The sequence below is a fragment of the Rahnella inusitata genome (assembly GCF_018288855.1).
Taxonomy (GTDB): Bacteria; Pseudomonadota; Gammaproteobacteria; order Enterobacterales; family Enterobacteriaceae; genus Rahnella; species Rahnella inusitata.
This window is the reverse complement of record NZ_CP065025.1, coordinates 362,827-375,965: the sequence shown is the minus strand read 5'-3', so window position 1 is coordinate 375,965 and position 13,139 is coordinate 362,827. Positions and strand designations below refer to the sequence as shown.

The 13,139-nt window shown below is 53.4% G+C and carries 10 protein-coding genes and 1 pseudogene; 5 read left to right on the top strand and 6 right to left on the bottom strand.

The features are described 5' to 3' along the window. Positions 1–50 precede the first annotated feature (50 nt). Positions 51–1,424, bottom strand: a complete 1,374-nt coding sequence (locus I2123_RS23530) for an aldehyde dehydrogenase family protein (protein WP_112163932.1) — start codon at positions 1,422–1,424, stop codon at positions 51–53. 101 nt (positions 1,425–1,525) lie between these two features. Between I2123_RS23530 and ptrR the strand changes: the two genes are divergently transcribed. Beyond that, entirely contained in the window at positions 1,526–2,410 is an 885-nt protein-coding gene (gene ptrR / locus I2123_RS23525) for a putrescine utilization regulator PtrR (protein ID WP_213052628.1), read from the top strand. A 517-nt stretch (positions 2,411–2,927) separates the two neighbouring features. Then, positions 2,928–3,341, top strand: coding sequence for an H-NS family histone-like protein (locus tag I2123_RS23520; protein WP_112163934.1), 414 nt, complete (start codon positions 2,928–2,930; stop codon positions 3,339–3,341). A 383-nt stretch (positions 3,342–3,724) separates the two neighbouring features. On the opposite strand, the gene panE is transcribed toward I2123_RS23520, so the two are convergent. Beyond that, on the bottom strand, positions 3,725–4,648 hold the full coding sequence (gene panE / locus I2123_RS23515) for a 2-dehydropantoate 2-reductase (RefSeq protein WP_213052627.1): 924 nt from the start codon (positions 4,646–4,648) through the stop codon (positions 3,725–3,727). Between the two features lie 156 nt (positions 4,649–4,804). Here panE and I2123_RS23510 point away from each other — a divergent pair. Further along, a pseudogene (locus I2123_RS23510) lies at positions 4,805–5,575 on the top strand (Fic family protein); the annotation flags it as partial. An 80-nt stretch (positions 5,576–5,655) separates the two neighbouring features. On the opposite strand, the gene I2123_RS23505 reads toward I2123_RS23510, so the two are convergent. From I2123_RS23505 to rhaS (I2123_RS23490), 4 genes are all read right to left on the bottom strand, one after another. Continuing rightward, positions 5,656–6,618 (bottom strand): ABC transporter permease, encoded by a 963-nt coding sequence (locus I2123_RS23505; RefSeq protein WP_413535610.1) that lies wholly within the window; start codon positions 6,616–6,618, stop codon positions 5,656–5,658. Between the two features lie 44 nt (positions 6,619–6,662). Beyond that, a complete protein-coding gene (locus I2123_RS23500; protein WP_213052624.1) occupies positions 6,663–7,676 on the bottom strand; it encodes an ABC transporter permease in 1,014 nt (337 codons plus the stop codon). Then, positions 7,673–9,184, bottom strand: coding sequence for a sugar ABC transporter ATP-binding protein (locus I2123_RS23495; protein WP_213052623.1), 1,512 nt, complete (start codon positions 9,182–9,184; stop codon positions 7,673–7,675). The genes I2123_RS23500 and I2123_RS23495 overlap by 4 nt, the downstream gene beginning before the upstream one ends. A gap of 62 nt (positions 9,185–9,246) precedes the next feature. After that, a complete protein-coding gene (rhaS, locus tag I2123_RS23490) occupies positions 9,247–10,239 on the bottom strand; it encodes a rhamnose ABC transporter substrate-binding protein (RefSeq protein WP_213052622.1) in 993 nt (330 codons plus the stop codon). Positions 10,240–10,650: 411 nt separating this feature from the next. On the opposite strand from rhaS (I2123_RS23490), the gene rhaS (I2123_RS23485) reads away from it, so the two are divergent. Together rhaS (I2123_RS23485) and aldA are read left to right on the top strand one after the other, a co-directional pair. Then, positions 10,651–11,469, top strand: coding sequence for an HTH-type transcriptional activator RhaS (rhaS, locus tag I2123_RS23485; protein ID WP_213052621.1), 819 nt, complete (start codon positions 10,651–10,653; stop codon positions 11,467–11,469). 207 nt (positions 11,470–11,676) lie between these two features. Next, positions 11,677–13,116, top strand: a complete 1,440-nt coding sequence (aldA, locus tag I2123_RS23480) for an aldehyde dehydrogenase (protein WP_213052620.1) — start codon at positions 11,677–11,679, stop codon at positions 13,114–13,116. The last annotated feature ends 23 nt before the right edge of the window (positions 13,117–13,139 follow it).

The following is a 13,139-nucleotide window of genomic DNA, read 5'->3' as shown; positions in this document are numbered from 1 at the left end:
CAGGATGTAATAATCCTGTGATTTTGCCGTACAGGCTAAGCCATTGGCGACTACTTACGGTCAGTCCACACGGTCTGCACATTGCAAAACTCGCGTAAACCGAAGTGAGACAGCTCGCGGCCATACCCGCTTTTTTTCACGCCACCAAACGCCACGCGCGGATCCGATGCGCTGTAACCATTGATAAAGACGCCGCCTGTTTCCAGTTCCTCCGTCATCTCTTTCGCCAGTTCCAAATTGGCCGTATAAATTGTTGCGCTCAGCCCGAAATCGCTGTCATTTGCCAGTTCAACCGCATGTGATGCATCACGCGCCACGGTAATCGCCGCAACCGGACCAAACAGCTCCTGACGAAATGCGGTCATTGCCGGAGTCACGTTTCCGAGCACGGTGGGGGCGTAGAAATTGCCTTTCCCCGCGATTTTCTCACCGCCAAGTAAAAGCGTTGCGCCCTGCGCCAGACTGTCCTGAACCTGTTGATGAAGTTCATCTCGCAGATCGAAACGCGCCATCGGGCCAATGTAGGTGGCGTCATCCAGCGGATTACCCATCACCAGCGCCTGCGTGGCGGCAACAAATTTCGCCGTGAAGTCTTCCAGTACGCCTTCTTCAACGATCATGCGTTTAGCGGCGGCACATACCTGCCCGGTATTCTGATAACGGCCTGCAACGGCGGCGGCCACCGCGTCATCCAGACTGGCATCATTGAGCACGATAAACGGATCTGAACCGCCGAGTTCCAGTACGCATTTTTTCACCGATTTCCCGGCCAGTTCGGCGATCGCGGCGCCTGCCCGCACGCTGCCGGTCACGGTCACGGCGGTGACGCGGCTGTCGGCGATAAGTTCTGCCACAGCGGGTGTATCAACATTAATCACGCCAAACACACCGGCCGGGAATCCCGCTCTCAGCGCAGCCTGTTTGACCAGATACGTGGTGCCCATCACGTTTGGTGCAGGTTTAAGCAGGAAAGTATTCCCCGCCAGCATGGCAGGAACCGCGCCGCGCAGGATCTGCCAGACCGGGAAATTCCACGGCATAACGGCCAGAATCATGCCGGATGGACGATAGTGAATATGTGCTACGCCGTTATCGACCAGGGTCGACTCCGGTGCCAGCATTGCCGGGCCGTTTTTGGCATACCACTCACAAAGACTTGCGGATTTCTCGACTTCGGCCCGCGCCTGTCTGACCGGTTTACCCATTTCCAGAGCAATCGTGCGGGCGATTTCCTCACCGGCATCACGCAGTTCTGCGGCCAGCTGAATCAGTCGGCTTGCACGTTGGTTAATATCTACCTTGCGCCAATGTTTAAATGCGGTGCTGCCCTGTGCCACGGCGGCTTCGAGCGCCAGTGCGGAATCGTAAGGGTATTCGGCGATGCGTTCGCCGTTAAACGGGTTCAGTGAAATGGCCTGAGTCATTTTGTTTTCCTCTTTGAGAACGTTGGAAACAGAATAGCTACTTGCATGGCTCAATAAAAATGAATAAAAATAAGCTTTCCTTTCACATTTTGAGAATGGTTATGAATTTGTCACAACTGGAGATGTTCCGTGCCGTCGCGCAGACCGGCAGTATCAGCGCCGCCGCGCAGCTGGTTCACCGCGTGCCGTCGAATCTCACTACGCGCATCAAACAGCTGGAAGCCGAACTGGGCGTAGATTTGTTTATTCGCGAGAATCAGCGCCTGCGTTTGTCACCGGCCGGGCGCAACTTCCTCAGTTACAACAACCGCATTCTCGATCTGGTGGAAGAAGCGCGGGCATCGGTTTCCGGCGATGAGCCGCAGGGTGTTTTTGCGCTCGGTGCGCTGGAAAGCACGGCTGCGGTACGTATTCCGCCGCTGCTGACGCGATATCATCAAAAGTTCGGTAAAGTGGAACTGGCGCTGAGCACTGGTCCTTCCGGGGAATTGCTGGAGAAAGTGCTGGAGGGCGAACTGGAGGCCACCTTCGTCGATGGCCCGTTGGTGCATCCGGTGCTCGACGGTGTGCCGGTGTTTCAGGAGGAAATGGTGATTGTCGCGCCGGGACATCACGCACCGGTTACGCGGGGGCAGGAGGTGAACGGGGAAATCGTCTACGCGTTTCGTTCCAACTGTTCCTATCGCCGACATTTCGAAAGCTGGTTCAGGGAAGATGACGCATCCCCCGGAAAAATCTATGAGATGGAGTCCTATCACGGCATGCTGGCGTGCGTGATCGCCGGTGGCGGGCTGGCGCTGATGCCGCGCAGTATGCTGGAAAGTATGCCCGGCAGCAGTACGGTCAGCATCTGGCCGCTGGCGGATCATTACCGGTATCTGACGACCTGGCTGATATGGCGGCGGGGAACATTATCGAGAAATCTGTCTGAATTTATCGCGATGGCGTCAGAGGCGAAAATCAGCTCTCCGCCACCTGCAAAATGATTTGCCAGTCGAGCGCCAGCTTTAAAAAAAGACAGGCGGTGAAAACGAAAAAAATAGTTTTGTACATAGATGAGAAAAAAATCCTGCCGTGATGTGAATCACATTCTAAAGCGGAAATTGTTAAATTTTCTAGTAAATTTTTCGTATTAAGGCCCTGTGAGGACGAACGGAAGACATTATGAAGAGCGTAAGCGGGCCAGAGAAATCTGCTTATCTCAATGACCTGAATTATATCGGGGTTATCATTTCACTGGGTGATAGTATTAAAAGTACGAGTAAAATTTGGCTTAGGTAATTGCTAAGGCGGCGAGACGTCAGTCCTTGACCCGATTTTCTTTAGTGAAGATAAGATCTTCCATACGTAAATATGTATTATCGGTTAATACCATGAAACAAATAGACAGATTATTGGATAATAATCAGTAATATTACGCTGGCCCAATTGATATACTTATTTGTTTGTGTAGAATCATATCCACTTTCAAAAAAATTAAACTCTCATACTGGCAGGAACATCATGGACAACGCATTAAACGTTTTGAATAATATCCGTACACTTCGCGCGCAGGCTCGCGAAATGCCACTGGAAACTCTTGAAGAAATCCTTGAGAAGTTAACGGCGATTGTTGAAGAATCTCGCGAAAATGTGAAAGCAGTTAGCGCACAACAGCAAGAGCGTAACGAGAAACTTTCTAAATATCGCAAAATGCTGGAAGAAGACGGCATCGATATCGACGATCTGGTGACTCATCAGGGCGCGAAAGAAACCACCAAAACCAAGTCTAAACGCCAGCCACGTCCTGCTATCTATGAATACAAAGACACCAACGGCGAACACAAAACCTGGACCGGTCAGGGCCGTACCCCATCAGCCATCAAAGCAGCGATGGATGCGGGTGCCACTCTGGAAAGTTTCCTGATCGCACGTTAATAATACGCCCGTATTACTGATGTTCCTGAGATTTCCTGTTTTCTTAACACAAAACAGGGAATCGCTGGAGAGAATAATATTGTCGCAGTCCACCCTTTTTTTTCGCCTATTTAGTAACCCAATAATAACTTTTCCATACGCTCCGCGATCCTGAAAGATCCCTTTTTGGCATCCATCCCCTTTTTGTAAGTAAAATCACTTAAGGTTTTTCGTCTGCACTTAGCCCTGAAAGATATTCTTATAAGCGAATTATGCTGAACTGGCTGATCTTTTGCATACCCGACCTGACATTGTTTATTCACCCTAAATTCATTTACGTATTAAGTTATTTAGAAATCCATCCGGGTAAATAGCCCGCGTCGATAACGGGCGTCAGAAAAGAATTAAGCGGATTTGCGTGTCAGCTGATACACACAAAGATGTGTATAGGCGGCTTGCAACAGGGGAACTTGTATTCCTACCCGAATGGCGCGCTCTACCAGATCGCCGACGATCTGATCGGCTTCCACCGCATTACCCTGCGTCATATCACGATACATCGATGATGTTTGCTGCGAATTTTTATCGGTTACCGCTTCCTTCGTTTTCGCTACCGCAGCCGCGCGCTCTGCGTAGCCAAAGGCTTTCATGGTGGTGAGCGCTTCATTCACAATGCCCAGAGCAAACTCTTTACCGCCGGGCGCTGACGCGACCTGACCGATATTGCCGCGCATGGTGCAGGTGATCGCCCCAAAGCTGGAAAGCAGCAGCCATTTTTCCCACAAATCGCTGATGATGGTTTCGGACAGGAATGCCTCAAAACCGGCATTTTGAAATGCCTGATCGACGCGCAGAATACGCTCGCTCTTGTCGCCTGAGAGTTCACCGTAGAAAATCTGGTGCATGGGGGTCATCTGATGGATATGGCCTTCTGCGTCGAGCGTTGCGTTAATCTTGCATAAGCCGCCGATCAGCGCATGTTCGCCAAAACGCAGGCTCAGCGTCTCCATATGCTTCATGCCGTTAAGAACGGGCAGGATCATCGTTTGTTCACCGACTACCGGCGCAATGTCTTTCATTGCCGCTTCCAGCCCGAAGCTTTTCACCGTAAGCAGGATCAGGTCATAAGGGCCGGTGAGTTGCGAAGCCTGCAGTACGGTCGGTTGAAAATGGAAATCCCCATGCGGGCTATGCACCGTCAGCCCGTGTTCCTGCACCGCCAGGGCGCGTTTTTCACGCAGCAAAAACGTTACGTCCTGGCCAGCCTGCGCCAGCCGCGCGCCAAAATACCCGCCAGTTGCCCCGGCCCCTACCACTAATATCCGCATGCGTTATCCTTTTGTATCAAGACATTCAGAAACCCCGTGTCTGATTAAACTACGGGAGGAGGGCGGGCGGGATCAAGTGACTGTGATGAAAGAAGGTTTTTTGAAGATTTTTCCGCGTGATACTATGCCGCATCACTTTTGAACAAGGAGCACTGAATGGCAGGTTATCAGCCACCGTACAGTATCACGCCACAGATCCTCAACCTGGTCGTGGACGTTGGGGAATTGCTGGGGCGTTGGGCTGCACATGCTGAACAGTCATCCGTGCTGTTGCGAAAAGAAAACCGCATTCGCACTATTCAGGCGTCGCTCGCTATCGAGCACAACAGCCTGTCCATGCAGCAGGTGACGGCTATTATGGAAGGCAAGCGCGTGCTCGCGCCGCATAAGGATATTCAGGAGGTGCGTAACGCTATCCTGACCTACGAGCAGTTACCCGCATGGAAAAGCCATCGTCTTGAGGATGTTCTGAAAGCCCACCAAATACTGATGACCGGACTGGTGGATGCGCCAGGCCATCTGCGCAGTGGCAACGTAGGTGTGTATCGCGACAACCCGCTTATTCATATGGCGCCGCCCGCCGGGCAGCTTGCCCGTCTGATGTCTGATCTGCTGAACTGGCTGAAAGAAACGGATATTCACCCGCTTATCGCCAGTTCGATTTTCCATTATGAATTTGAATTTATTCACCCGTTCGCTGACGGCAACGGCAGAATGGGACGTTTGTGGCAGACACTGATCCTCAGCCAGTGGCGTTCAGAGCTGGCATGGCTTCCGGTAGAAACGCTAATCCATAATGAACAGCAGGATTACTACCGCGTTCTTGGCGAATGCGATCGCGCCAGTAACTGCACGGGGTTTATCAGTTTTATGCTGGATAAATTGGCGCAAGCCTTACGTGAAGGTATCGAAACACAATCTTCACACATTACAAAAACATAACCATTCAAATGCCAATAGCTGTTGTGTAATTGCTCCCCGCCCGAAAGCGGGGATCCTCATCACGATCAATTCCCCCGCGCCAGCACCCGCCGGTACAACACCGGCAATGAGATCACCACGATCAACATTACACCGACAATCACCGACATCACAATGCCCGGCACGTTGAGCAGGCTGAGGCCGAAGGTCAGCAGCCCCATCAGGAATGCGGCGATAATCACGCCGGTCATGCTGCCGGAGCCGCCGAGCACGCTGACCCCGCCGAGCACCGCCATGGTGATAACGCTCAGCTCCCAGCCGAGCGCCAGCGTTGGACGCGTGCTGCCCAGACGTGAGGTTAGCAGCACTGCCGCCAGCCCGGACATCAGGCCAACCAGCACGAACAGCGTCAGATTGTGACGTTTAACGTTAATCCCCGAATACCAGGCCGCGACCGGATTATTGCCGATGGCGTAAGTCCGGCGGCCAAAATTAGTTTTGTGCAGCAGGAAATAAAATACTGCACCGAGCACCAGGAACAGCGCGAATTCAAACGACAACGGACCCCAAACGTAACCCTGTCCGAACCAGGCGAAACTGGCCGGATAATGGTTCAGCGACTGATCGCCAAGCAGTACATAGGTCAGCCCGCGAAACAGGCTCATGGTACCGATGGTGATGACGATAGACGACAGATTCAGGCGCGTCACCAGCAGCCCGTTGACCAGCCCGCAGAGTAATCCGACGCTCAGCCCAACGCCCACTAACGCAGGCGTCGGTAAACCGGCCTGTGCGCAAAAGCCCATGATAGTTGAACTCAACGCCATGGTAGACGCCACCGACAGATCGATTTCACGTGCGATAATCAGCATCGCCATCGGCAGCACGATAATGGCTTTCTCGGTGAAGTTAAATGTCGCGTCCGAGAGATTCCAAATATTGAGAAAATAGGGTGAGGCGAGGGCGTTCACCACGAACACCAGCAGCGTCACCACCAGCAAAAAACCTTCCCAACACATCAGCCGGCGCAAAAACGGCGTGACGGCCATCGACGAACTTTCTCGTGTGGCGGGGCGCGACGTTAAGATTTTAGTCATGATCTTGCTCCGCTTTCAGCATGGGCAGAATGAACAGGGGCCGCATGGCGTAAAATAAGCCGCCCTTTACGTTTATTGGCGCGTTCGTTGAGGATCACTGCAATGACAATCACGCCGCCGGAAATCGCCATCTGCCAGAAAGGCGAGACTTCGATCACCGGTAACGCATTGTTGATCACGCCGAGGAACAGCGCCCCGAGCAGACAACCCACTACCGAACCGATGCCGCCCATGGTACTGATCCCGCCAATCACGCACGCCGCGACAATCTGCAATTCAAAACCGTTGGCGACGTCCACGTAGGCGACTGCAAAGCGCGAAATCCACAGATATCCGCAGAAACCGGCCAACGCGCCGGAGAGGCAGAAGCTGACGAACTGCATTTTTCCGGCGTTGATGCCGGTGTAATACGCGGCTGTCGCATTGCCACCTGCCGTGTATAGCGCACGTCCGGTGCGGCTGTAACGCAGGAAATACGCCACCAGTATCAGCGCAGCAATCGCGCACCAGCCTAACAGTGGCAGGCCGATAAAGGTCGCACGCGGCAGACTGAGAAAGTCCGGGCTCATCTGATGGGCATTGATCCAGCCGCCGTTGGAGAGCAGGAAAATGATGCCGCGATAAATACTCATGGTGCCAAGCGTAACTACGATTGGCGGGATGCCGATTTTCCACACCAACAGCCCGTTTATCGCCCCCATCACCAGCCCGAGCAGCGTCGCCAGTACCACCAGTGCCCACACAGGTACATCCGGATGATGGAAATTAATCAGCGCGACGATCATACCGGTCAGCGCCAGATTCGCCGCCATCGACAGATCGATACCTTTGGTCAGCAGCACCATCATCTGGCCGAGCGCCAAAATGATCAGAATCGAGGTGTCATTGAACATTTCCAGCAAATTGCCGACGCCGATAAACTCCGGTGAACGTGCGCCGACGCCAAATACCATCAGCACAATCACCACCGCCAGCAACAGCTCGCGGTACTTCAGCAGTTTTTTGATCATGCTGCCTCCTCGCCCGCGCCGCTGGCGGCGCTGACAATCATTTCGGCGCTGGCTTCGCCGGCTTTGAATTCTGCCACCATCAGCCCTTCGTGCATCACGATGATCCGGTCTGCCATGCCCATCACTTCCGGCAGTTCTGAAGACACCATAATCACCGCCAGCCCTCGCCCGACCAGCTCGGACATAAACTGATGCACCGCGGCTTTCGAGCCGATATCAATGCCCTTGGTCGGCTCATCCAGAATGATGATGTCCGGTTTGGTCGCCAGCCATTTTGCTATCACCACTTTTTGCTGGTTACCGCCGGAGAGCGTGCCCACGGCCTGTTTCCAGCTCGAAGCTTTTACCTGCAACCGTTTGGCGTAGTCATCGGCCAGCGCCCACTCTTTTTTATCGTTGAGCACACCGCGCGGATTCAGCTGGCTGAGCTGCGGCAGGCTGATATTCTGGCTTATTGGCAAATCAATGATCGCGCCCTGTTTTTGCCGCTCTTCCGGGACATAAACAATGCCCGCGCGGATCGCCTGTGAAGGGCGCGTGAAATGATGTTCTTTGCCGTGGATAAGAATATGGCCGCCGCCCGGCTGCGTGACGCCAAACAGCGCCTGCATCAGTTCGGTCCGGCCTGCGCCGACCAGCCCGTAGAACCCTAGAATTTCGCCTTTGCGCAGTGAGAAATTGATCCCGGCGAATTCGGTCGGATGGCTGAGGTTTTGAACTTCCAGCACCGTCTCGCCTGGTTCGCAGTTCACTTTCGGATAGGCCTGACTCACTTCGCGCCCGACCATCATCGTCACCATGGTTTGCTCGGTGATGTCGCTGATTTTGCCGGAACCGACGTAGCTGCCGTCACGCAGCACGGTGTAATAATCAGAAATCGCGAAGATTTCGTCGAATTTGTGCGAGATAAACAGGATGGCTTTGCCCTCGTGCTTCAGGCGTTCGACTATCTGATAAAACTCGGTGATTTCATGCTGCGACAGTGCGGCGGTCGGTTCGTCCAGAATGACCACCTGCGCATCGAATGACAGCGCACGGGCAATCGCTACCATGTGACGCTGTGCGATGCTCAGGTCTTTCAGGGTGGCGTGCGGATCGATATTCACTTCCAGCCGCGTCAGGATATCGCGTGCCTGCTGATGCATCGCCGGCCAGTTCAGGCGTTTAAATATCCCGGAATACAGATAGTGGCCGACGAAGATATTTTCGGTAACAGAAAGCTCGTCAAACAGCACGGTTTCCTGATGAATCGCGGTGATCCCGACTTTGTGCGCAGATTCGGGATTGGGCAATTTGATCGGAATGGCTTTATAGCGCAGCTCGCCTTCTTCCGGCTGATAAATGCCGGTCATGACTTTGACCAGCGTCGATTTTCCTGCGCCGTTTTCGCCAATCAGGGCGGTGACTTTTCCCGGATACAAATCCACATGCACATTATTCAGTGCCCTGACGCCCGGAAAGACTTTGCTGATCCCCTTTAAGGACAGCAACGGTGTGATATCGGTCATAGATTTCCCCTGACGAAGCACAACAAAACGGCCAACCGGAAACCGGTCAGCCGCATTCAGGATCAGAATATTTTGGAGAATTTGTCGATGTTGCTGGCGTCATAAATGAAGGGCTCAGCCATTGCGCCGCTGCCGTCGGCGTCCAGTTTCACTTTACCTAAACGCCCCATGCTGGCTTCAGTTTTCGTGGCCGTGCCTTTAACCAGATCATCGGCCAGATAGGTGGCGGCGTAACCCAAATCAATCGGATTCCAGATGGCGAAGCTTTTGGTCGCGCCGGATTTTATCGCCCCTGCCATTTCAGAGGGTAACCCAAGACCGGTGACGTACACTTTACCGATTTTGCCCTGATCTTTCACCGCCTGCGCCGCCGCCACGATCCCAACAGAGGATGGCGAGATGATGACTTTCAGGTCGGGATACGACTTCAGCAGGCCAATGGTTTCGCGATAGCTTTTATCTGATAAATCATCGCCATAGGCTGTGGTCACCAGGTTCACGGAAGGATACTTCGGTAGCACCTTTTTCATCTCAGCAATCCACAAATTCTGATTGGTCGAGGTCGGTGTGGCGCTGAGAATAGCAACGTCGCCTTTCTCCACGTTGAGCGCTTTCAGCGCATCGGCGGCCAGTTTGACGTTGGTTTCGCCAATCAGCGCATTATTCGACGGATTGAGATGGATCTGACGACCTTCTTTCGCTACACCGGAATCCCATGACACCACTTTGATGCCACGCTGCATGGCCTTTTTCAGCACTGGCACCAGCGCGTCCGGGTCATTGGCAGAGACGGCGATCGCGTCCACGCCCTGAGCGATCAGGCCATTCAGCACTTCGATCTGCGCTTCGGCGGTGGTGGTGGTCGGGCCGGTGTAAATCACTTTTACATCGCCCAGTTCTTTCGCGGCCTGTTGTGCGCCGACGTTGGCCGCTTCAAAAAATCCGTTGCCCAGTGATTTCGCCACCAGCGCAATTTTCACTTCCGACGATGCCGCGCCGGCCATCAGGATGCTGCTCGCGATCAGGGTAAGGCTCAGTACGTGTTTTAATTTCATTTTTTGTACTCCGCATGCTAATTCGCAAAATCTGCAAAAAGGATAACGACGAAAAGTTGCCGACGCGCCAGGCGCATGATCACGACTCTAGGAGGTTGATGACAAACTGACCTTTCCGCGAGTGCCAGTTGTTAGCCAACTATGGCAAAGGTGCAAAGGTTCGGGAGAACAACCTCACAAATTGATAACAATCTTGTTATGCGCTGGCGAAACGGTCAGAAAAACACGGCGATTTGTCGGTAAAAAGGCGCACTAAAATGAGGCGTAAACCTGCGTCATACGGGGTTTTTCGCAAGATTTAGCAGAGAAAGACGGGTTTTATTCAAAAGCGACTGTCCGGTCACAGTTTCAGCCCGATGACCACGTCATCGCCGACTAAGATATTACGATAATGTTAATAAGGAGTCGGAAATGACGGTGTTACGCAGTAGTGAGTATTTCCCCTCAGGAGATTTCCCGGTCGCCATTGAACCCCGTTATCCGCAGGAGACCTTTCCTGAACATCATCATCAGGATTTTAACGAAATTGTGCTGGTCGAACAGGGCACCGGCACCCATGTTTTTAACGATCAACCGCTGATCCTCAGCGCGGGCAGCGTCTGTTTTGTGCGTCACCGCGACCATCATTTATATGAAGATACCGACAATCTGCACCTGACCAATGTGCTGTACCGCAGCCCGGATGCGTTTCGCTTTCTCAGCGGCGTCGGCGACCTGCTGCCGCAGGAAGTTGACGGGATTTATCCGGCGCACTGGCGCATCAATCCAGGACAGGTCGCGCAGGCCAAAACGCTGATCGACCTGCTGGCGCAAAAAACTGCCAGCCAGTCGCCGGAGTCGCAGGCGCAACAGGAACTTTATTTTATGCAGCTGTTATTACTGCTGCGAAAAGGGAGTCGTGACGTCGGTTATGGCGGGCAGGGCGGCGATCTCAATAATTTGCTCGACTGGATGAACGAACATTACGACGAAGAAATCGACTGGCCGGTACTTGCCGAACGGTTCTCGATGTCGTTGCGCACGCTGCACCGCCAGATGAAACAGCAGACCGGCTGCACACCGCTGAACTATCTCAACCGCCTGCGGCTGATCAATGCCCGCAACCTGCTGAGGTTCAGCGACAGCTCAATTACCGATATTGCTCATCAGTGCGGCTTCTGCGACAGCAACTACTTTTCGACCCTCTTTAAACGTGAATTTGGTTACGCGCCGCGAAATGCCCGCCTCTGACTCCTGATCTCGTCTTTCATCGATAATTTGCAAAAATGTTACGTCGGGCAGCCCGACCATGACATTTTTGCCATTTCCCACGCCCGGCTGGCAGCCACGGAAAGGTAAAACCCCTGCGGATGGAACAGGCTGTTAAAACTTCACAAAAAAGAACTTATTTTTTAACAACTCGTTCATCACTCTATCCGTACTTTGGAGACACCTTATATGGGCACAGTTCAGAAACGTATGTACATCAACGGCGAATTCGTTGAAAACACCGGCGGAAAGTGGATTGATGTTGTGAATCCGGCGACGGAACAGGTGATATCACAGATCCCTGAAGGTTCTGCGGAAGATGCCAGGCGCGCTATCGATGCTGCCGAAGTGGCGCAGCCGGGCTGGGAAGCGTTGCCTGCGGTAGAACGCGGCGTGTGGCTGCATAAAATCGCTGCCGGGATCCGCGAGCGCGAGCCTGAACTGACCGAGACGATTATTGCCGAAGGCGGCAAAACCTACGGTCTGGCGCAAACCGAAGTGTTATTCACCGCCGATTACCTTGATTACATGGCCGAATGGGCGCGCCGTTACGAAGGTGAGATCATTCAGAGCGACCGGCCTAACGAGAACATTTTTGTCTTCCGCAAAGCCATCGGCGTGACCACCGGCATTCTGCCGTGGAATTTCCCGTTCTTCCTGATCGCCCGTAAAGCGGCTCCGGCGCTGATCACCGGTAACACCATTGTGATCAAACCGAGTGAAATTACGCCTAACAATGCGGTTATCTTCGCAGAAATCATCCATAAAATTGGCCTTCCAAAAGGCGTGCTGAACATCGTCACCGGGTATGGCCCGACTGTGGGTCAGGAGCTGGCGGCCAATCCGAAAGTCGGGATGGTCAGCCTGACCGGCAGCGTCGCCGCCGGGATCGCCACCATGACCGCAGCGGCGCAGAACGTCACCAAGGTCTCCCTGGAACTCGGCGGCAAAGCGCCGGCTATCGTCATGAACGACGCAGATTTAGATTTGGCGGTCAAAGCCATCGTCAGTTCTCGTGTCATCAATACCGGGCAGGTGTGTAACTGCGCGGAGCGTGTTTACGTGCAGGAAGGTGTTTACGACGAATTCATCTCACGCATCAGTGCCGCGATGAAAGCTGTTACGTTCGGCAATACGGCGGAGAAAAAAGAGCTGGATATGGGCCCGTTGATCAGTGCTGCTGCGTTACAACGCGTGGAAGACAAAGTCGCGAAAGCGGTTTCTCAGGGCGCGAAAGTACTGTTGGGCGGTAAGCGCGAAAGCGGCACCGGCTTCTTCTATCCTCCGACGTTGCTGGTGGATGTTAAACAGGAAATGCCGATCATGCATGAGGAAGTCTTCGGCCCGGTATTGCCGGTGGCGACGTTTAAAACGCTCGAGGAAGCCATCTCAATGGCCAATGACAGCGAATACGGGCTGACATCCTCTATCTACACCAGCAACATCAACACCGCGATGAAAGCACTGAAACAACTGAAGTTCGGTGAAACCTACATCAACCGCGAGAACTTCGAAGCGATGCAGGGTTTCCACGCCGGCTGGCGTAAATCCGGCGTGGGTGGTGCGGACGGTAAGCACGGTTTGCAGGAATATCTGCAAACGCATGTGGCTTATTTGCAATTCCACTAAGATTTTCACTCAGAGAGCCGGAG